This window comes from Treponema succinifaciens DSM 2489 (assembly GCF_000195275.1).
GTDB classification, from domain to species: Bacteria; Spirochaetota; Spirochaetia; order Treponematales; family Treponemataceae; genus Treponema_D; species Treponema_D succinifaciens.
The window spans coordinates 2,164,278-2,186,093 of sequence record NC_015385.1; the positions used below are offsets into that span (position 1 = coordinate 2,164,278).

The window sequence follows — 21,816 nt, forward strand, 5'->3', positions numbered from 1 at the left end:
ATGCACAGGACTTTAAAAATCCACACGTTGCTTTTTGTCTTTAACGGAATTTTGCTTGCATCCGGATTCACCGTTTTGCTTTTTGTGTGCCTGTGGGCGTTGGAAAGCACCGCAGTTGACCAGACAGAAGCAAACCTAAAATCATTCGCGCATTCACTTGTAAAAATTATTCCGCAGGACAAAAAAAACGCAGACATTTTTATAAAGGAACTCACACATTCCGATGACTCGTTCAGGATTACGCTTATAAATAATGACGGAACAGTTGCGGCGGATTCAGTTTCCAAACCAAGCGAAATGGAAAACCACAGCTACAGAAAAGAAGTGCGTCTTGCTCTGGAAGGAAAAGAAGCAAGCTCAATTCACACAAGCTCCACAAACGGAAAAAGATTTATGTACTATGCGATTCCTCTTTCCACAAACGAAGTTTTTTCCGCGCTTAGAATTTCCATGCCGATTGAAGAAACTGTATTCTTTTCGTCTTCCATAAAAAATATTTTTGTAATTTCAACAATTCTGATTTTTGCGCTTGTGCTGATTGTTTCGTTTTATATTTCAAGTAAAACTGTGCGTCCGATTTTACTGATGAAAAAGGCAACGGAAGAATATGCAAAGGGAAACTTTGATTTTCACCTGAATATTTCTTCTCCTCAGGAAATAGCGGAACTTGCGCAGTCGTTCAATTCAATGACAGACAGAATTACACAGAACATTCAAAGCTTGAAAAAAGTTGAGCAAATCCGAAAAGATTTTGTTGCAAATGTAAGCCACGAATTAAAAACTCCGGTAACTTCAATAAAAGGATTCACGGAAACTTTGCTTGACGATGGAATCAACGAACCTGAAACCGCAAAGCATTTTCTTGGAATTATAAACACACAGTGCGAGCGTCTCATAAATATAATAGAAGATTTGCTCACGTTAAGCCGTCTTGAAACAGATGACGGAGTCCTTGAAACCGTAAAGACAGATCTTGTGCAGATTGCAAAAAAAGCCTGCTCAAATCTTGAAAGCGCAGCAACCGAAAAACAAATCAGAATAAATTTCAGCTCAAGCAAAAAGGAAATTTTTATAAAAGGAAATCCGGGGCTTCTTGAACAGGTGATAACAAATTTAATAGACAACTCAGTAAAATATTGCCCGGAAAAAAGCATTGTTTTCTGTTCTCTTTCTGAAAATTCCGGCAAAGCAAAAATAATTGTGGAAGACAATGGAAACGGAATTCCTGATGAATACAAGGACAGAATTTTTGAAAGGTTCTACAGAGTTGACAAAGGAAGAAGCCGCGAACACGGAGGAACTGGACTTGGACTTTCCATTGCAAGGCACATTGTAAATATTCATGGCGGAACAATAAAAGAAACCGGGCGGTCGGACAAAAAGAAAGGCGCGCATTTTGAAATAGAACTTCCGCTTTAAAATATTTCAACTAAACGTAATTAATTCTGCAAAAAATATTTTTTTAAGCTAATTATATTGTATGCAGAATTATATTTTAGATTACTCCAAATCCGGCAAGCAGCCAAACATAAGAGAACTCACGCTTTTAAATGGAATTTCTTATCCTGATGACGAAGAGCTTATAATGCTCATTTTGGGAAAAGGCACAAAAAACAATCCGATTGAAAGCCTTGCTGAAAAAGTTACAAAGACAATAAATTCCAGCAACGAGGAAGAACTCATTCCCAATCTAAAAAAAATCAACGGAATGGGAGAAAGCCGCGCACTCATAATTGCAGCCGCCTTGGAGCTTGGAAGAAGAAGACGCGGAATTTTACGTTCATCAATAAATGCGCCCAAAGATGTGATTCCATTTTTGCAGCATTACACGCTAATGCCGACCGAGCATTTTATTACAGTTACAGTAAACGGCGCAAAAGAAATTTTAAGCACAAGAGTTGTTTCAGTTGGAACAATAAACAAGGCGCTCATCCATCCGCGGGAAGTTTTTGCAAACGCAGTTTCTGAATACGCCTCTGGGATTATCTGCTGCCACAATCATCCGTGCGGACAATGTTATCCAAGCAACGCAGATATTGACTCCACAAAAATTCTTCAGAAGGCGGCAAAAATTTTAGGCATTGTATTTATGGATCACATAATAATAACAAAGGAAGACTACTTTAGTTTTTTGGAACACGGAATGCTGTGAAAGTTGAATTTTGCAATAAAAGTTATTATATTTTTCAGCATGAAACTCTACTCAAAAAAACAGCTTGTAACTTATTCAATTTCAACAGGAATTCTTGCGGCAGTCGCAGTTTCCGTGTTCTTTACTTTTTTCAAAAATGATTCTTCAAAAAAATCCGGCAAAGAAATTTCAGCAGTAGAAAAAAATCAATCAGAATTAAAAGAAGAAATTCCGCAGACATTTGAAGCGTTTCCTGTCGCGGCGGAAAACGGCTCATACACGCAGGACGAATCTCAAAACATTTCAGTGTACGAAAAATGCAACGAGGCAGTTGTAAACATCACTACAAAAGTGATGGGCTACAACTGGTTCTACGAGCCGATTGTGACAGAAAGCGGTTCTGGTTCCGGCTCAATTATCGACAAGCGCGGATACGTTGTAACAAATGTCCATGTAATAGAAAAAGCCTCTGTAATAAACATTTCACTTGCGGACGGAACAACTTACGAAGGAACAGTTGTAGGTCAGGACATAGAAAGCGACATTGCCGTTTTAAAATTTGAACCTGCGAAAGGTGCCGACTTAAAAACAATTTCGTTCGGAAATTCTGGAAGCCTCAAGGTCGGACAAAAAGTCATCGCAATCGGAAATCCATTCGCACTTGAACGCACAATGACAACTGGAATTATTTCAGGACTTGGACGCCCAATTCAGAAAAGCGCAAACGTAATAATCCGAAATATGATTCAAACTGACGCCGCAATCAATCCGGGAAATTCAGGCGGTCCTCTTTTAGATAGCCAAGGACGCATGATTGGAATCAACACAATGATTTACTCTTCCAGCGGCTCTTCTGCCGGAGTCGGATTTGCAATTCCAGCAAGCACTGCCCGACGAGTTGTAAGCGACCTTTTAAAATACGGAAAAGTAAACCGCGGTACAATGAAACTTTCGCTCGTTCAAAACACAGCTCGAATCGCAAATTTTGCAGGATATGAAATTTCTTCCGGCATGATTGTAAGCAGCGTAAAAAAAGGAAGCAAGGCGGATCAGGCAGGAATCAAAGGCGGAACTCAAGCAGTTCAGTACGGCACTTTTTATCCGCAGACAATTTATCTTGGCGGCGACATCATAACAGAAATCAACGGAATAAAAATTTCAAAGCTTGCAGACTACTACAGCGCAATAGAAGACAAAGTTCCAGGCGACGTTGTAACCGTAACCGTTTACCGTAACAGAAAATTTGAAAAGATAAAAATAGAACTAGAGGCGTCAAGCAACTCGCCTAATGCAAGCATATAAAAACAATCAGCGTGTAGCGCATTATTGCGCGATTTTGAACCAGAAAACCGTGACTGGGAGCCAGTTTTATGCTGAATACATTTATAATGCGTTTGCCCTGAATCATCAATTGAATTCCATAGATTTTTTTCTATACTTTATCTAAAATAAACGCATGAGAAAATTTCATGTTGTTTCTCCTTTTGAGCCTTCTGGAGATCAGCCGAACGCAATAAAAAAACTTTCCGAAGGATTTTTCCGCGGAGACAAATATCAGACTTTAAAAGGCGTTACAGGAAGCGGAAAAACTTTCACAATGGCAAAAATAATTGAAGCGGTTCAGCGTCCGACTTTGATTATCAGCCACAACAAAACACTTTCTGCACAGCTTTACAGGGAATTCAAAACCTTTTTTCCAGACAACGCCGTAGAATATTTTGTAAGCTACTACGATTATTATCAGCCGGAAGCTTATGTTCCTGCGCGCGACTTGTATATAGAAAAAGACGCTTCAATAAACAAAGAAATCGACAAGCTCCGTCTCGCCGCAACCTACGCCTTAATGGAACGCCGCGATGTAATTATCGTTGCGACCGTCAGCTGCATTTACGGACTTGGAATGCCTGATCTCTACAAGGAAATGCGGATTCATGTTGAAAAAGGAAACGAGCTTGACACGCACGAAATCGCATCAAGGCTTATTTCAATTCAGTATGAACGGAACGACATGATTCTTGAGCGCGGAAAATTCAGAATCAAAGGCGACACAATTGAAATTTTTCCACCTTACATGGAAACAGACGAAGCTTACAAAATCGAACTTGACTTTGACCAGATTTCAAGAATAAAAAGATTCAACGCAATTTCTGGAGAAACAATAGAAGAACTTGATGAGCTTCAGCTTTATCCTGCCAAGCACTTTGTTGTTCCGCGCGACCAGATGGCAAGCGTTACAGAAAAAATTCAGACTGAACTTGATTCACGGCTTGAAGAGCTTCGTTCCGCCGGAAAAATTCTTGAAGCCGAACGTTTAAAAACACGCACAACTTACGACCTTGAAATGATGAAAGAAATGGGCTACTGCTCTGGAATTGAAAATTATTCAGGACCGATTTCAGGACGCAAAAGAGGAGATCCGCCTGCAACTTTGCTTCATTATTTTCCTGATGATTTTCTTTGCATGATTGACGAGGCTCACGTTTCTGTTCCGCAGATTGGAGCAATGTACGAAGGCGACCGGGCGCGCAAGCAAAACTTAATCGACTTTGGATTCAGGCTTCCAAGCGCACTGGACAACCGCCCGCTCAAAATCGATGAGTTCACAAAAAAAATGAACCAAGTGATTTTTGTAACTGCGACTCCACGCCCGGAAGAAATTAAAAAATCAACACAAGTCGTGGAGCAGCTTATCCGTCCCACAGGACTTCTTGATCCAAAAATTGAAGTTCGTCCAAGCGAAGGTCAGATGCAGGACATCTTTAAAGAAGTCAGCGCACGCATAAAAAAAGGCGAACGTTCATTGATTCTTACTCTTACAAAAAAAATGGCGGAAGATTTAACCGACTACCTTTCCGAGCTGAATTTAAAAGTCAAATACATTCATTCTGAAATCGACACTTTTGAGCGTGTTGAAATTTTAAAAAGCCTACGAACTGGAGAAACTGATGTTCTAATTGGAATCAATCTTTTGCGCGAAGGAATAGACTTACCGGAAGTTTCGCTGATAGCAATTCTTGACGCGGACAAAATCGGATTTTTAAGAAGCACAACTTCGCTGATTCAGATTATAGGACGCGCCGCACGAAATGCCGACGGAACAGTTTTAATGTACGCAGACAGAATGAGCGACGCAATGAAAGAAGCCATTGACGAAACTAAACGCCGCCGTTCAATTCAGGAAGCGTACAACAAAGAACACGGAATTGTTCCAAAGACAATAAAAAAAGCAGTTGAAGATATTCTTGAGCATCAAAAAGAAGACGCAGAGCAAGAAGCAAACATAAAGCTTGAAGCTCTTAAAAACTGTACAAATCTTTTTGTCGCCAAGCAAAGAAAAAAACTTCTTGACCTGATGAAAAAAGAAATGTCAGAAGCAGCCGATCGTCTTGACTATGAGCAGGCAGCTGTTTTGCGCGATCAGATTATAGAAATAGAAAAAACTTACGGAAAATAAACAGCAGTTTTTCGGGGGACTTATGAAAATAAAAAATTTCTTTTTAGCATATCTTGTCGTGGCAGTCTTGATTTTGCAAAATTCCTTTTCACAGACAAAACAAACACAATCTCAAAACGGCAGGGCAATTTCTTTGATTCCGAAATTTGAACTTAAACTAAATGAAAAAGGAATGCCGGGCGCACTTTCAGGAAAAAGCGCGATGTGCGAAATCAGCTCGGTTGTCTACGAGCCAAAAGGTCCGCTTGAACCGAACTCATTTTTTTGCGCAACGGTAACTTACAAGGCGACTGGCTGAAATATATTTACACAGGAGGAACACGCATTTGGGTTACAAGTCCAAGAGTCGGAAGCTCGAGAGATTACGCAAGGCATTATCCGACAAAGAATCCGTACAACGGCGAGACAATATATGTAATTGCAGAAGATTTCTTGCCGATAAAAGCGGATTAAAAAATTCTGAATCAAAGAAACTTTAAAATAATCAAATAAAATCTTATGGAGAAAAAAATGAAAAAATCAATTTTCAAGACCATCATCTTAATCAGCGCGCTTGCACTTGCAGCAGCTCCAGTTTTCTCGCAGACAAAAAAGAAAACGCAATCAAAGAAAACTCAGCCCGCAGAAACAGAATCAACACAATCGTACTGGGATGGCGCACCGGCAGTTTTAAAGGAAACTCCGTTCAAATTTGAAGGCGGAACTGGCACTCTCAAAGATCCATACTTAATCAAAACAGCAGAGCAACTCAACTCAGTCAGATTCGGACTTTCAAAGCATTACAAACTGATTGCCGACATCGACCTTTCAAATTGGGGCAACTGGATTCCACTCGGAGGAACTCCAGCTTACGGCGGTGCCTGGATAAAAAAATATCCTCAAGCAGCAGATGCAGGATGCGGAGAATTCACAGGTTCTTTTGACGGAAACGGCCACGTAATCTCTGGAATGACAATAATCGACCATAATGACGACATCTTTATGGGAGAAGCTGAGGCAACACGCGCATACGCTCTTTTCGGAGCAATATTTCCGGAAAACAATTCATTCATTAGAAATCTTGGAGTTGTGAACTACACAATTGACATCAGCCATACAAAAATGAAATACAACTGTGACCTTCGGGTGGCGGCGATTTCAAATTATGCGGCAGGCGTAATAGTAGAAAACTGCTACACTTCAGGCGGAAAAATCAAAGTGCATACAGGACGCGCAGGAAAGCAAACTAGCAGAGCTTATGTAATGGCAGGCGGAATGTTCACAGAAATTGAAGACTCAAAAATTATAAACTGCTACAACGCATCTCCAATCATCATAACAACAAGCGACACAGACTACATGAACTATAATTATACAACCACAACAAGGCAGCTTGGTGATCTTCGTTCTGCAAGGGCTGGTGGAATTGTAATGCAGATGATGTACACACACATCACAGGCTGCATGAACGCAGGTGAAGTTACAGTTCCTTATGCAAACTTTGGATACGGAAATTCGCTTGCAGGAGGAATTGTGGGAAAAGTTGTACGCCTTGGCCAGCAGTTTATTGAAGACTTGTCTCCAGAAATGGCAAGTACCATAACAAGCTGCTACAATATCGGAAAAATCACAGGAACTTATGCCACAGGAATTTTGGGATTCACAAACACCGACTGCTACATAAGCGACTGCTACAACGTGGGCAAGCTTGTTCTTGACGAGGACAATCCGCAAAAAGACTATATTCCAACTTACAAGGATGACATAATAGTTCAAGGATGCCCTATTCTTGAATATGGAAAAAAATACGTTCACGACAACGGAATAAAAGTTGTTCATGGCAGCAGATGGATAGATTCTCCAAAGCTCGGAAGAAAAATCCTTAAAGCAATTCCAGAAGACAAACTTGGAATAAAACCAAGCGAGCCGGAAGAAGCAACACAAATTGCAGGATTTACAGATGTAATGTCAAGCGATGACTTTGCACGCTCTGCTCCCTGGGCAGTTGAAAAAGGAATCGCAAAGCCATCATCAAAAACAACATTCTCTCCAAACGAGCCTTGCACAAGAGGACAAGTTGTTACATACATTTACCGCTGGCAAGGGTCTCCAAAAGTTTCAGGTAAAAATCCGTTCAAAGATGTAAAGCCAAGCGATTCTTTCTACAACGCGGCACTCTGGGCTTACCAAAAAGGATTTTTAGAAGGAAAAACATTCAACGGAAACGCTCCTTGCACACGTGGCGATGCGCTTGAAATCTTATGGAAATGCTCAGGCTCAATGTCGATGATTGCAATTGATAACTTTACCGATGTTCCGCGCTCGTCAAAATATCAGCAACCAGTTTCTTGGGCATATTACTGCGCAATCGCAAAACCAACCACAAAAACCACATTCGAGCCTGAAAGCGTCTGCACAAAAGGCCAGATTGTAACGTTCATTTATCAAGTTGAGCACACAGGTGTAAAGGACTGGATGGATACGACACAGAAAAATTCGAATCCGAAGTCAAGCAAAAAAAATGCGAAGTCGGATTCAAGTCAAACCGATAATGCTTTAACCGATGAAGATTTAGATGCTTTACTTGAGAACGCACGCAAACAAGCGGAGATGCTTCTCAACGGAAATCAGTTCTAGCTGCGGATTTGATATAATCATCAGGGCAAACGCATTATAAATAATTTAAGTAAAGTTTGCGCGAAGGAACGGTTCCTGGGCCAAAAACACTCTGATTGTTGCGACCGCGTGAGCGGGCAATTCTATAGTTACTTTGCAACAGTCAGCGTGCAGCGCATTATTGCGCGATTTTGAAGCACGAAACCGTGCCTGGGAGCCAGTTTTATGCTGAATACATTCGTTTGCCCTGAGATAATCATTGACACAAGTATGTTTTTTCTATATCATATTTGCACTGTTAGGAACAAATTTTTAGGTAGGTACGAGATATGTCAAGATCATGTGATGTCTGCGGAAAACATTCAATGCACGGTAACAGAGTAAGCAAATCATACAATCATACACGCCGTCAGTGGAAGCCAAATCTTTTGAAGATTAAGACAGAAATCGACGGAACAACAAGAACAATCAAAATTTGCACTCAGTGTCTCCGCTCTGGATTCATTACAAAGAAAATCAATGTAACTCCTGCAAACGCAGGCGCAAACAAAGCTGAATAGTTTTAACCTTAAAAGCTAGAATTTGAAGAAGGCTGCCAAAATCTGGCAGTCTTTTTTGTTTTAAACGCAAATATTTTCTAATTTCACGACCGAACCTCTTGACAAAACTCGGGGGGGGGTAAAATGACCTTGAGGTATTTATATGAAAATTAGAAACTTTATTTTTGGAATCGCATTGATTTGCGCAATTTGCTTTACAAGCTGTTCTGACGGCTCAAGCAGTTCAGATTCAAACGAGACAAGTTCAAGAGTCCTTGACCTTAGAATCAAGAAAAACGGCGTTGTGCACAATTCAAGCCGCTCAATTGAAAACGCAGCTGAAATAACACAAACAGATCACGTAAAAGCCACAGCAGTTTCAGGCGGAATCCAGTTTGAAATTGCGCTTCCAAGCGATGCAAGTTACCTTGAAATCAGAAGACTTGAAGACATCGAAGGCATGGAAGATTTTTGGACAACAAGATGTGAACCGCAGAATATCTTGGAATACGCTGGAAAAACATACACATTCGTTTATCCGCTTTGCGAGCCGGGCGAAAAATACAAGTTCAACATTGGTATTCAAGTTACAGATGAAAAACAAAATTCAAAAGACTTGGATGCAGAAATTATCATAATCACCGCTACAGACGGAATAGGCGACATCGACTATTCAAATTTAACAAGCCGCCACATAGACTTATCTTACGATGGAACAAAGCCAACTGTTAAAGTTTTAAACGTTATTCCGCCGGAAGGAGACAATGTGGGAACAAGAATCGCCTACTATGCAAAAAATTCCAGCACAGAAACAGACTGGAACAATGACGTAATTTGGTTTGGAAATTACTTTGGAAAAGAATCAGACACAGTATCTTCAACTAAACTTCATGAAGCAAAAGACTATACTAGTCTAGATAATCCTGTTTACTGTTCAGAAGCAAAAAACCAAAACCAAGAGCTTCTGGCAAAAGGCTTCAGCCATTTTCTTGAAAGCACAAACAAATCTTATCTTTTTGCGCAGTACGCATACACTTTTGAAGTTAATGAAATGAAAAACCCAGAACGCTACGTCTGGAGAACCGCAATCTTAGACTCAGAAGCCATAAAAATAAAGTAAATTATCATTTCCCTGACTGACTTTGCAAAACAAAACCAGCCAGGGAATTTTTTCATGCAAAAAATGCAAGGCTAACACACAAGCTCAAGTCCATCGTAGGCAGGTCCTATATAAAATCCGTTTTCTGCGCTTTTTTTCAGCAGAGGAAACTTCCACAAAATGCTTTTTACATAATCTTCTATTTGAACGTGGCTCATGTTATGCGTTATGTGAGTCAAATAAACGTTTCGCGGATTCATTTTTTGCGCCGCTTCAAGTGCCTGTTCAAATGAAAAATGCGTTGAATGAGGTTCCAGCCGCAATCCGTCGATTACAAGATGCTCAAGAATTCCTGAGTTGTTTTTTACAAGCTCAATTGAATTTTCCGGCACAAAGCTGCAATCCGTAAGGTAGGCGATGCTGTGCTTTTTTCCGTCCTGCCCTTTCTCGCTGAACAAAAGTCCCAGGTCATCTAAATGTCCGTGCTTGAGCATTACAGGCAGAATTTCAATTCCGTTTATAAAAAGCGGATTTTTTTCGCTGATATTTTCCGCGCTCATAATCTGAATCTTGGGCTTTCCGCCGCCCTCTTTCATCGGAGTAAAAATGTAGTCGAACCTGTGCCGAATATCATGCTCCGCGTGAGTTGTCGTGTAAATTCTAAGACCTTCTCCTTCAGTTTCCTTGTTGTCCGGATGCGCCGGGTCAAGAGCCTTTGTGTGGCTAAAAACACGCAAATCATCAATCCCATGAAGATGATCCGCATGGCTGTGCGTTATAAAAACCGCGTCAATTTTGTTAATTTTATATTTCAACGCCTGAATTCTAAATTCCGGCCCGACATCCACAAGAATATTTACAGGACTTTCAAGAAACGCGCTGCATCTTAGCCGGTTGTCCCTCGGATCACTTGAACGGCACACATTGCATCCGCATCCAATCACAGGGATTCCGTGGCTTGTTCCAGTGCCAGTAAGAATCATTTTCATAAGCACATCATACTTCTTTGAATAAACTTTTGAAATAGCTGAATAAAATATAAAGTTTCAATAAAAATTCAGCTATCAACAATATACATACAGTTTTGAACTTGAAATGGAAGGTCAAGAAAATTTTATGTGGAGAACAGCATCTATAGTGTAATGCTGAACCTATAAAAATAAAATAAAACAACAAACTCTATAAAAACAGGAATTCGATTTACGATTAGCGGAAATCAAGGGAAATTAGAAGAAAATTTCTCTTGATTTTTCAGTAAAAAATGCAAAAAAACAGAGGCTTCGGCGCTGAATAAAATTCACAACCGAAGCCCCTCAATCTGCGCAAGAGGAATTGACAGTAAAAGGAGACTAAGAACTGACTAAAATGCCCTAAACAGCAAAAACACTCTCCATTGCAGATTTAAGATGTTTTTTGGCGCGGAGTTCAGCCTGGCGCACTGCCTCTTGGCTCAATCCTACAATTCTACCGACTTCACGCAAACTTTTTGAATGCAAGTCATAGTCAAAATTGTAACGATGCCGCAAAACACTCTTTTCTATTCCTGTTAAAGAATCCATAAAAAAATTAACACAGCTTTTAGAATCCTCTCTGATTGCAAGCTCTTCCGGGGAAAACGCTGTGTCCGGGATAATATCGCCTAGCGAAACTGTTTTTCCTTCATCAGCAACTTCAGTATCAAGAGACGCAACTGTATAAGAAGTTTCAAGAACATCATTCAACCTCTCTTCTGAAATTCCTGCAAAAAGCGCAAGTTCCTTGACCGCGGCTTCTCTTCCGTTCTGCTGAAAGAAAATATTCTGAAACTTCTGAATACGTCGCAAAAGAGTTTCCCTATGCACCGGAAGCAAAATCGGAGAACTGTTGGCACTGATGAATTTCATAATGCGCTGTACAATCCATCTGTATGCATAAGTTGAAAATCTTGTTCCAAACGCCGGATCGAATTTCTTGGCAGCAACCATAAGCCCAAGATTTCCTTCCTGAATCAAATCCATAATGCAAAACGCACCTTTGTTGAATCTTCCTGCAACACTTACAACAAGCCTAAGATTGGAATTAACAAGCAGATTGAACGCTTCCTTGTCTCCAGACTTGATTCTTTTTGCAAGCGCGATTTCTTCATCGGCGGAAAGCAGAGGATATTTTTTTAATGAATTCAGGTATCCCTTGGCAACATCAATTTCCATAACAAACTCCATAACTTTTTTTAATCCTATGATATATTAGCATATATTGTGCCAAGTTAAGAAAAGCACAGACAAAAATCAGCATCTTTCTTGAAATCAATGCGTATTTTCTTATAATTTAAGGAAATAAAATCCTAATAAAAATCGGAAAATTTTATTAATTTAAAAAATAAAATATAAAGAAACAAGCAAATTGCAAAAAAGTAGACAGATAAACAAAAAATTATCTGTATAAATTTATATACAGTGTAAAATTGTAGACATTCCTACTAAAGTAAACAAAGTGCTCCTGTTAAAGCAGGAACAGCCTTCCGCTTAGAACAGGAATCTCTTTCCGCTTAGAGCAGGAACTTTATTCCGCTTAAAAAACACGGCTAAAAAACATTAATTGACCATATAAACTCAATTCATTAAACTGTAAAATTATGGTACCTACATTAATAAAAGACTTGCTTTCCTCAAAACCGGAAAGTCAGAAAGTTACAGTTTGCGGCTGGATTCGTTCCGTTCGCGATTCTAAAAATCTTGTTTTCATCCAGGTAAATGACGGAAGCTGTTTCGCGAACATTCAGCTTACCTTTGACAGAAATTCACCTTCTCCAAATGCAAATGTAAATAATATAGAAGAAGAATTAAAAAAATTGAACACCGGGGCTTCTGTCCGCGCGGAAGGGCTTTTGATTTCCTCGCCGGCAAGCGGCCAGGCTGTGGAAGTTACCCTTGAATCTTTAAAAACGCTGGGAACTTGCAATCCGGAAGAATATCCGCTGCAGAAAAACAAGATGAGCATGGAATACCTTCGCACAAACGCTCATCTCCGTGCGCGCACAAACACATTCGGCGCTGTTTACCGCGTAAGAAACCAGATGGCATTTGCGGTTCACTCGTTCTTTCAGGAACGCGGCTTCCAGTACATCAACGCTCCGGAAATCACTTGCTCTGACTGTGAAGGCGCAGGCGAAATGTTCCAGGTTACAACTCTTTCAATGGAAAAGATTGCCGAGCTTGGCGTAAAAGCCGGTGCCGGCGGAATGAAAATCGAGGACGCGCACAAGATTGTTGACTACTCAAAAGATTTCTTCGGCAAAAAGGCGTCGCTCACAGTTTCCGGCCAGCTTGAGGCAGAAACAATGGCAACCGCTCTAAGCCGCGTTTATACATTCGGCCCGACTTTCCGTGCGGAAAATTCAAACACTCCGCGCCACTTGGCAGAATTCTGGATGATTGAGCCGGAAATGGCGTTCTTTGATCTTGATGACGACATGGATATTCAGGAAGATTTTGTAAAATATCTTTTGAACTGGGCTTTGACAAAATGCCGCTCAGACCTGGAATTCTTTGACAAACGCATTCAGCCAGGCCTTATTGAAAGCCTTGAAAAAGTCGCAAAGGCAAAATTCGTGCGGATTTCCTACACAGACGCAATCGCAAAACTTGAAGAAGCGGAAAAAAACGGAGCGAAATTTGAATTCAAGCCGTACTGGGGCTGCGACATTGCGACTGAGCACGAACGCTATCTTACAGAAAAGATTTTCGGCTGTCCGGTAATGGTTTTCAACTATCCAAAAGAAATAAAATCTTTCTATATGAAGCAGAATGATGACGGAAAAACCGTAAAGGCGGTTGATGTTCTTGTTCCTGGAATCGGTGAGCTGATCGGCGGCTCTGAACGCGAGGAAAACTACGAGAAACTGCTCAAAGCGTGCGAGGAGCGCAAGATGGATATGTCAAACTACCAGTGGTATCTTGACTTGCGCCGGTTCGGAACTGTTCCGCACTCAGGATTCGGACTTGGCTTTGAACGCCTTATCCGTTACATTACCGGAATGGAAAACATCCGCGATGTAATTCCATATCCACGCGCGCCTAAACTCGCTGATTTCTAAAAGAATTTAAGGTAAAACATAAGTTTGCACACAACAAAGCCATACTGCGCATTTTGTTCAGTATGGCAAATTTATTTTCTAATTTGCAAAATTCAGCAAGCAGGCTTATAATATTTAGCTAGGATAAAATCAATGGCAGAACATACAGACTTCGATATGTACGGTAGAAAAATATTCTTCTTGAATCCTGCTTATGCAATAAAAAAAGATATAATAAGCAGCCTAAGAAAAAAAGAATATGAAGTATACATTATCGAAAGTTTCAGGGACGCAAAGAATCTTCTGCGGAAAAATCCAGATTCTGTTCTTTTTATAAACATTGACGCGCAGCTTTCAATAGGCGCCTGGTTCAATTTTCTGCGAAGTTTCGACAAAGAAGAAAGCCTCAAGACAATTCAGGCAACCGTCATTTCCGAAAAAATAAAGCCAAACGAAATTGAGTTATTCTCAAAATTTTCAGATTCAGAAAACAGCGTAATCGATTTTTCAGATGGAATAGAAAAAGTTTCCGAGCGCATACAAAATATTCTTACCAAGACAAACGCAAAAGGAAGACGGCAATATATACGGGCAAATTTAATGCACGACAAGGACGCCGCTTTATTCTGGAACCACGGAAGCAAAATGCACCAGCTCAAGCTTTTTGATTTAAGTTCTGTGGGAATGGCTGTAAAAATTCCCGCCGGACTTGAAAGCCTTATAATTGCAAAAAACTACATATTGCAGGATGTAACACTTAGGCTTGGAACAAAGCAGGTTGTAACAGAAGCCGTTGTTTTCGCCGTAAAAAAAACAGAGCAAGGAACAATATGGGTTCTTCTTCTTGCACCACAAACTTCTGCGGCGGTAAAAGACGAAATCCGCCGGTATGTTTTTAAAACGATTGAAGACAAAATGATTCTTTCCATAAACGAAGAACGCAAGGATGACACTGACTATGCACAGATGGACTACTACAACTTTGCAGCAAAGACAAAATCCAAGTCTAAGCCTTCAACTTTTTCAAGCCAGCCCGGACACAATTTTTCATGACTTTTTGCAAAAAACAGCTAAAAAAAATTTCTCTGTTCAGCATTGTGCAGTCGCTTTACTTAAGTTCAAGTTTGTTTTTTTCAAATGACTTGATTTCTTCCGCTTCTGCCTGCGCATTTGGATTTTTACTTTCGGTTGTTCCAATCAGCATGATAATCTGCGTTGTGCTTCTTAGGGTTTTGCACGCTTCCCCGGAAACTGTTTCCGCGCTTATTTCTTCAAGTCCGTTTTCAAGCCAGATTATAAGCATAGAAGATTCGCTTCCGAAGTCGCTTAAACTTGTTACAAATTTTGAAGTTGTAATCATTGCAGCTGTTGTGTGGATGTCAAGAAGATTTTTCAGTTCTGTGATTGTCGGGCTGAAAAGAATTTTTGGAAAAGATGCAAACTCGCGTCCTGTAAAAAATATGTTTCTTGTTTTCATTGGAGAAGCTCTTTTTGTAATTTTATTTTCACTGATAATTTTCATAGCAATCAGCTTAAAGACAATCGTGCTTGTTCCAAGGTTCTACGGAATTCTTGAGCCGCTGAACCACATTGCAGATCTGATTTCAAAAACTGCGGCTGGTTTTGTTCCGTTTATAATTTTATTTGCAGCAACGGCGTTCACGTATAAATTCGGAAGCAGAACAAATCCGTCCTGGGGCATAAGTGTTTTGTCTTCGGCAGGAACCTGCGCTTCGTTTTGGATTCTCACAAAGGCCTTTCATCTGTTTGTAAACATAAACCGCTACAACCTGGTCTACGGAGTTTTAAGCAACATTATTGTAATGCTCATGGGCGTGTTTTTTTTCTTTATAATTTTTTTCTTTTTTGCTCAATGGCTTTATGTCTATCAGTTTTTTGAAACATTGCTTTTGTGCGAGCTTTATCTTCTGCCTGAAAAACAAGACGGAAAATTCTTTTCAAATATAAAACGGTTTCTTTTTATAAATCCGTATTTTCTTCTTAAAAAAGATTCACACGCATTAAATTTCAACGACGGAAATTTTGTTTACAGAAAAAATTCAAAAAGCGAATTCTGTTTTTACATTGCGAGCGGAAGCATTTTGCTTATACACAAAAATGAAGGGCAGGTTTTAAATCAAGGCACATTTTTTGGCGAAGGCGAATGTCTTTTAAAAAAGCACCGGCAGGAAGACGCAGTTTCAATTGGAAAATCAAAAGTCATAAAAATCCATTACTCCGTGTTCCAAAAGCTCATAGAAAAAAATCCAAAAATCGGAGTAAAGGCGCTTAGTCAAATAAGAAAATATTACAAAGGGACTTTCTAATTTCCTGGCCGGAAATCAACACTATAAGAAGAAATGCATAAAATAAAGTCATAACTAAAACTAATTTTTTCATTTGATACAAACTCCTTAACCTTGCAATGGCTAAAAACAGCCAGATTACATTATATTGCACAGCCTATGATTTTATCTATATACCTCTTGAAACTTCTGCCAGGATTGAAAACGTGCCTTTTTTGCTCTTGGTCTATCAGGTATAGTCTTTTTGTACGAAGGGGAAAATTCACAAAAGGAGAGCATTTTACAGCTTAAAATTACAAACTTTCAGACTTCTTCCTTTTAACTTGGCTAAACCATGAATATGAGGTATAATTGCGTTTTATGGAACGTTTAAAAATTGTTGTTTTAGATTTTGGAAGCCAGTATGCCCACCTTATTGCAAAAAGATTCCGCATGATGGGTTATTATTCAGAAATCGCCTTGCCTTCCGCCGGGCTTGAAACATTCAAAAATGCAAAAGGAATTGTGCTTAGCGGAGGTCCGTCCAGTATCTATGATAAAAATGCTCCTGAATTCAATTCTGAAATTCTTAAGCTTGATATTCCGATTCTTGGTCTTTGCTACGGACATTATGTACTTCAAACCGGTTACAACGGAAAAGCCCAAAAAGCTTTGGTCGGAGAATTTGGTTTTGCAACTTTAGAGCTGAATCAAAATGTAAAGTGTCCGCTGTTTGAAGAAATTGCAAGTCCTCAGCAAGTTTGGATGAGCCATCAGGATGCTGTTGTAAAACCGGGAGACGGATTTGAAACTGTCGGCTCAACAAAGGACTGCGAATTCGCCGCACTCCAAAATCTTGAAAAAAAACGTTTCAGCCTTCAGTTTCACTGCGAAGTAAAGGATACTCCTTGCGGAAATAAGATTCTTGAAAACTTTGCAAAGTTCTGCGGAATGGAAAAAAACTGGGATCAGGACACGGTACTAAATCACATAATCGATTCTATAAAAAATCAGGCAGATGATAAAAATGTTCTTCTCTTTTTAAGCGGCGGAGTTGATTCCACTGTGGCGTTCGCGCTTTTAAACAAAGCGTTGGGACAGAAAAGAGTTTTGGGACTTCACATAGACAACGGCTTTATGCGCAAGAATGAAAGCAAGAAAGTGGAAGAGGCATACAAAAACCACGGATTTTCAAATTTCATTGTTGAAGACGCAAGCAAAACTTTCTTAAAGGCTGTAGAAAATCTTACCGATCCTCAGAAAAAAAGAATGGCTATTGGTGAAAATTTTATTACAGTACGCAACGAAGTTGTGGCAAAACAAAAGTTTGATGAAAACAAATGGCTTTTAGCGCAGGGAACTTTGTATCCGGACATAATTGAAAGCGGCGGAACAAAAAATTCAAATGTAATAAAAACTCATCATAACCGCGTAGACGGAATACAAAAGCTCATTGAAAAAGGCTTGATTATTGAACCCCTAAAAGATTTATACAAAGATGAAGTTCGCGCAATTGGAAAAAAACTTGGACTTGAAGACGAACTTGTAATGCGCCATCCTTTTCCTGGTCCTGGATTAAGCATCAATGTTCTTTGCTCCAACGGGACAATGACAGACAATGACAAAGAAGAATTTAAAAAAGCGCAGGAAGAAATTTCAAAAGTTCAACTTGAAATGTTCTGCGAAAAATGCTCTGAGAATCTTGAAAAATATATTCTGCCTGTAAAATCTGTAGGCGTTCAGGGAGACTTCCGCACTTACAGATTTCCGTCTGTAATCAGTTTTGCAAAAACAGAAAACGGATTTTATCATCTTCCAAAAAAATGGGAAAAACTTGAAGCCGCATCAAGCCAGATTACAAACAGCGCGTCATTTATAAACAGAACGATAATCCGCTTGTGGCAAAATCCTTCGGTAAAAGACGAAGCCTTAAAGCTTCAGGAAGGCTACTGCACAAAAGACAGATTGGATCAGACACGTGATGCCGACGACATAGTTCTTACCGCTCTTCATAAAAGCGGCTGGTACAATAAAATTTTCCAGCATCTTACAATCAATTTGCCTTACGCTTCTTCAAAGGAAAGATGCAGTTTTGTATTGCGTCCGCTTTGCTCAGAAGATGTAATGACAGCAAGGTTTGCGCAGCTTCCGCAGAATCTCCTTATGGATATTGTGCAGGAAATTTCCAAGCTGCCTTATGTTGATGCGATATTTTTTGATCTTACAAACAAGCCACCTGCAACATTCGGGTGGGAATAAATTTTCAATGCTGAAAAAGATTTGCAAAATTTTTTTTCAGTACTTTCAATTTAAAAATGTAAAGGAATTTTATGCTTGAACTTTCTGAATATAAAACTATTTTGGACACAATCCCTGCTGCGGTTATTATTGCAGTTCCAGTAAAGCAGGACGAAAAAATAACGGACTTTTCAATTGTCTATGTAAATGAATGTTTCAGAAACCTTACAAAAAATTTTATAAAGGAAGGCGTTCTGTTTTCAAGTTTCAAGGAAAAAATCAGCCAAGATATAAACTGGTTTGACATGGCGGTTGAAACTATAAAAACAAAAAAAACAATTGAAGAAACTTTTTACTCGCATAACTTTTCTATATGGATTCAGCTTGTGGAAAAATGCGTACCGGGCGATTACGTTGCAGTTTCGCTGACAAACGTCTCGCAGGCAAAAGAATACGAGTCCGCGCTAAGCGAGCAGAACAAAAAACTTGAGGAAGTAACAAGCCAGCTAAAGTCAAGCAGACTGAATTTGGATTCGCAGCTAAAAAATATCCAGCAGCTAAACGAGCAGCTTTTGTTTGCGGCATATCACGATTCCCTTACCGACCTTTACAACCGTTCATGGCTTTCTACAATGATGAAAGTTCAGATAAAAGAAACGACTGAAAAAAATGAAAAGTTTGGAATTCTTTTGTTTGACATTGACAACATGAAAGACATCAATGATTCAAGAGGACACAACGCAGGAGATGAGCTTTTAAAGCAAGTTGCGACAATCCTCAAGCTGATGGAATCAAAAACAGTTACAGCGACAAGGTTCGGCGGAGATGAATTTGTGCTTTTATACAAAAACATAAAAGACCGCGATGAAGCTATAGAAATTTCAAAGAAAGCCCTTCGATTTTTAAATGCGGAAGGAATTGGAATTTCAGGCGGAATTTCAATCTTTCCAGACGATTCAAAAAAAACCGAAGACCTTTTAAAGTTCGCTGACATGGCAAAAATCGAAGCAAAGAAAAACGGCAAAAACAACGTTGCCTGTTTCCATTCGCTCATGCAGGAAAAATTCCTAAGCAAGCTGAATATTGAAACAAAAATGTCAAAGGCAATGGCAAGCAGAAATTTTCAGCTTTATTATCAGCCGCAGTTCGACGCAAAGACAAAAGAGCTTCGCGGATTTGAAGCGCTTCTTAGATGGTACGACAGCGACTTGGGCTGGATAAGTCCTGAGCAATTCATTCCGCTTGCAGAAGAAACTCACCTTGTTGTTCCGCTCGGCGACTGGGTTATGACAACCGCGCTTGCAACAATCAAAGAATGGGAAATGAAATTCAGCTTCAATGGGATAATATCTGTGAATATTTCTCCAGTTCAGTTTGTTCAAGAAGATTTTATTGAAAAGCTGTTTAAGAAAATTGAAAAATCCGGAATAGACAAAAAACATCTTGAGATTGAAATTACAGAAGGTGTTCTTATTGACAACGTGGAAGACACAATATCCAAGCTAAACAAAATAAGAGAGCAAGGCGTAGGACTTTCGCTCGATGACTTTGGAACAGGATATTCTTCTTTAAGATATTTACAGCTTCTGCCTCTTACAACTTTAAAAATTGACAAATCTTTTGTTTCAAATATCGCGGAAAAAGACGGATTTGAAGCAAAACTTACAGAAAGCATTATCTCGCTTGTTTCCAAAATGGGATTGAACACAATTGCGGAAGGCGTTGAAAATGAAGAGCAGCTGAAAATGATTCAGAAATTCAACTGCCGCACAATTCAAGGATTCTTGCTTGGAAAACCAATGCCAAAAGAGCAATGCGAAAAACTTCTTGTAGAAAACTTGGGCAAAACTTCTAGCTAGAAGTTTTAAGCCTTGCCATTTCCGTCGGGAATTCTATATTCGAAATATTTCACTCTGCCCTGTTCCACTGCCAGCTTGATTTGTTTTTCCCGCGGACTTAGCTTGCTCTGCCCGGACTTTACTTCTATAAAATAAATTTCTTCTATATCGCCTCCTTCCGCGCATCCCGGAAAAGCTACAAAATCAACAGGCTTACCCACAAAACGGACATCGCCTGGATTGCACGGAAAACCTGGCAAAAACGGCGCAATCTGCTCGCTGAACTGCCCACACAAAACTGAACGGCTTCTGTTCACGGCGTCTTTTCTTTGCTTCTTAAATTCTGAAACGTTTTTTAACTTTTGCACAATCCGGCCCAAAACAAAACCAGTCAGCATCATGCAAATCATTGAAATGCAAAAAATAAATTTTCCGTTTAAAAGTTCGTGCACTGTTGAAATTTCCATGATTCAATTTTATCATATCAGCATGAAAAGAAAAATCTTATTGATTTCAGTTTTGCTGATTTTTGCATCTTCATTTTTTGCGCATGAAAATTCAGAAAGTGTTAAATTCGAATTTAAATATCAGAAAGGAGATCGCTACAGAATTCTTTCAACAGTTGACGAGGACATTTTTGTAAATCACCGCAAAAGCCATCATTCAATAATAGTAAACAGAGTTTCCGCTGAAATCACAGACGTAACAAAAGACGGACAAGGAATTCACGACTGCATTTTTATGACGACAGAAGATTCCACAGGAACTTTCACAGGCGCAAGATTTTCTTACGGAAAAGATTACAAAAGCATTTTCAAAAGAAGCAAAAACGGAACTTACACAATCGCAGATGAATATTTTATGCCGACCGTGCGCGATGTTCCGATTTTTCCAGACAGAGAAATTTTGCCGGGAGAAAAATGGACTGCAAAAGGACACGAAGCCCACGACTTAAGAAAAGGATTTGGAATTGAAAAGCCATACAAAGTTCCTTTCAACGCCGAGTACACTTACGAAGGACGCGATGAAAATTCCGGGCTTTATAAAATAAGAGTCCGCTACACGATGTACATGGAAAATCCTCCGGTGCAAAACTATGACCTTGACGACTATCCAGTTACAACCCGTGGATTCAGCGACGAGACAATTTTTTGGGACAATGAAAAAGGCTCAATTGATCACTATTCAGAGTCGTTCAAAATTTTTATAGAAACTGCCGCAGGAAATATTTTTGAATTCAGGGGAACTGCCCATGCAGAAGTTACAGAATTCGCAAGGACAAATACAACTGAAAACATTTCTTCCGTGCAGAAAAAAATAAAAGAGCTTGGACTTGAAAATGTTACCGTAAAGCCGGATGAAAAAGGACTTACAATAGCAATAGAAAACGGAATTATCCCCTAACACACTCTTAGTTATTAAAAAAAACAAGAAATATTACAAACGACAAAACTATATTTCTTGTTTTTTTATTATATGCTAAAATTCAAAATCTTTCCATATTAAATCAAAAAAATGTTCATCATAAAAATCAATGTAATTTTTTTTACACCTCATTAAATTTATCCTTTTAAGAGGCTTTC

The 21,816-nt window shown here is 39.4% G+C and carries 17 protein-coding genes; 14 read left to right on the top strand and 3 right to left on the bottom strand.

What is annotated here, in order from left to right:
• From TRESU_RS10310 to TRESU_RS10345, 8 genes are all read left to right on the top strand, one after another.
• Positions 1 to 1,419 carry a sensor histidine kinase gene (locus TRESU_RS10310; RefSeq protein ID WP_013702157.1) on the top strand — a complete coding sequence of 473 codons (1,419 nt, stop codon included), beginning with the start codon at positions 1 to 3 and terminating at the stop codon, positions 1,417 to 1,419.
• A gap of 61 nt (positions 1,420 to 1,480) precedes the next feature.
• A complete protein-coding gene (locus TRESU_RS10315) occupies positions 1,481 to 2,152 on the top strand; it encodes a JAB domain-containing protein (protein WP_013702158.1) in 672 nt (223 codons plus the stop codon).
• 39 nt (positions 2,153 to 2,191) lie between these two features.
• The gene (locus TRESU_RS10320; protein WP_013702159.1) at positions 2,192 to 3,433 is read left to right on the top strand and encodes a S1C family serine protease; all 1,242 of its coding nucleotides are present in this window, start codon (positions 2,192 to 2,194) and stop codon (positions 3,431 to 3,433) included.
• A 154-nt stretch (positions 3,434 to 3,587) separates the two neighbouring features.
• Positions 3,588 to 5,585 carry an excinuclease ABC subunit UvrB gene (gene uvrB, locus TRESU_RS10325; RefSeq protein ID WP_013702160.1) on the top strand — a complete coding sequence of 666 codons (1,998 nt, stop codon included), beginning with the start codon at positions 3,588 to 3,590 and terminating at the stop codon, positions 5,583 to 5,585.
• Positions 5,586 to 5,607: 22 nt separating this feature from the next.
• A complete protein-coding gene (locus TRESU_RS10330) occupies positions 5,608 to 5,883 on the top strand; it encodes a hypothetical protein (protein WP_013702161.1) in 276 nt (91 codons plus the stop codon).
• Between the two features lie 212 nt (positions 5,884 to 6,095).
• Entirely contained in the window at positions 6,096 to 8,201 is a 2,106-nt protein-coding gene (locus tag TRESU_RS10335; RefSeq protein ID WP_013702162.1) for an S-layer homology domain-containing protein, read from the top strand.
• 308 nt (positions 8,202 to 8,509) lie between these two features.
• Entirely contained in the window at positions 8,510 to 8,740 is a 231-nt protein-coding gene (gene rpmB, locus TRESU_RS10340; protein ID WP_013702163.1) for a 50S ribosomal protein L28, read from the top strand.
• Positions 8,741 to 8,882: 142 nt separating this feature from the next.
• Positions 8,883 to 9,839 (top strand): hypothetical protein, encoded by a 957-nt coding sequence (locus tag TRESU_RS10345; protein ID WP_013702164.1) that lies wholly within the window; start codon positions 8,883 to 8,885, stop codon positions 9,837 to 9,839.
• A 71-nt stretch (positions 9,840 to 9,910) separates the two neighbouring features.
• On the opposite strand, the gene TRESU_RS10350 is transcribed toward TRESU_RS10345, so the two are convergent.
• Complete coding sequence (locus TRESU_RS10350) at positions 9,911 to 10,807, bottom strand: MBL fold metallo-hydrolase (RefSeq protein ID WP_013702165.1); 897 nt, start codon at positions 10,805 to 10,807, stop codon at positions 9,911 to 9,913.
• A 381-nt stretch (positions 10,808 to 11,188) separates the two neighbouring features.
• Positions 11,189 to 12,007 carry a sigma-70 family RNA polymerase sigma factor gene (locus tag TRESU_RS10355; RefSeq protein WP_013702166.1) on the bottom strand — a complete coding sequence of 273 codons (819 nt, stop codon included), beginning with the start codon at positions 12,005 to 12,007 and terminating at the stop codon, positions 11,189 to 11,191.
• A 425-nt stretch (positions 12,008 to 12,432) separates the two neighbouring features.
• Here TRESU_RS10355 and asnS point away from each other — a divergent pair, with 425 nt between their 5' ends.
• The 5 genes from asnS to TRESU_RS10380 all read left to right on the top strand — a co-directional run bounded on the left by asnS (position 12,433) and on the right by TRESU_RS10380 (position 20,254).
• Positions 12,433 to 13,893: an asparagine--tRNA ligase gene (gene asnS, locus TRESU_RS10360; protein WP_013702167.1), complete on the top strand. Its 1,461-nt coding sequence runs from the start codon at positions 12,433 to 12,435 to the stop codon at positions 13,891 to 13,893.
• 132 nt (positions 13,894 to 14,025) lie between these two features.
• Positions 14,026 to 14,925: a hypothetical protein gene (locus TRESU_RS10365; RefSeq protein WP_013702168.1), complete on the top strand. Its 900-nt coding sequence runs from the start codon at positions 14,026 to 14,028 to the stop codon at positions 14,923 to 14,925.
• Positions 14,922 to 16,199, top strand: a complete 1,278-nt coding sequence (locus TRESU_RS10370; RefSeq protein WP_013702169.1) for a YhjD/YihY/BrkB family envelope integrity protein — start codon at positions 14,922 to 14,924, stop codon at positions 16,197 to 16,199. Before TRESU_RS10365 ends, TRESU_RS10370 begins: the two co-directional genes overlap by 4 nt.
• Before the next feature lie 339 nt (positions 16,200 to 16,538).
• Positions 16,539 to 18,416: a glutamine-hydrolyzing GMP synthase gene (guaA, locus tag TRESU_RS10375; RefSeq protein ID WP_013702171.1), complete on the top strand. Its 1,878-nt coding sequence runs from the start codon at positions 16,539 to 16,541 to the stop codon at positions 18,414 to 18,416.
• A gap of 71 nt (positions 18,417 to 18,487) precedes the next feature.
• Positions 18,488 to 20,254, top strand: a complete 1,767-nt coding sequence (locus TRESU_RS10380) for a putative bifunctional diguanylate cyclase/phosphodiesterase (RefSeq protein ID WP_013702172.1) — start codon at positions 18,488 to 18,490, stop codon at positions 20,252 to 20,254.
• 5 nt (positions 20,255 to 20,259) lie between these two features.
• Here the strand turns inward: TRESU_RS10380 and TRESU_RS10385 are convergent, their stop codons facing one another.
• The gene (locus TRESU_RS10385) at positions 20,260 to 20,700 is read right to left on the bottom strand and encodes a Holliday junction resolvase-like protein (protein WP_013702173.1); all 441 of its coding nucleotides are present in this window, start codon (positions 20,698 to 20,700) and stop codon (positions 20,260 to 20,262) included.
• A 22-nt stretch (positions 20,701 to 20,722) separates the two neighbouring features.
• On the opposite strand from TRESU_RS10385, the gene TRESU_RS10390 reads away from it, so the two are divergent.
• Positions 20,723 to 21,637 (top strand): hypothetical protein, encoded by a 915-nt coding sequence (locus TRESU_RS10390; RefSeq protein ID WP_148228284.1) that lies wholly within the window; start codon positions 20,723 to 20,725, stop codon positions 21,635 to 21,637.
• Positions 21,638 to 21,816 lie beyond the last annotated feature (179 nt).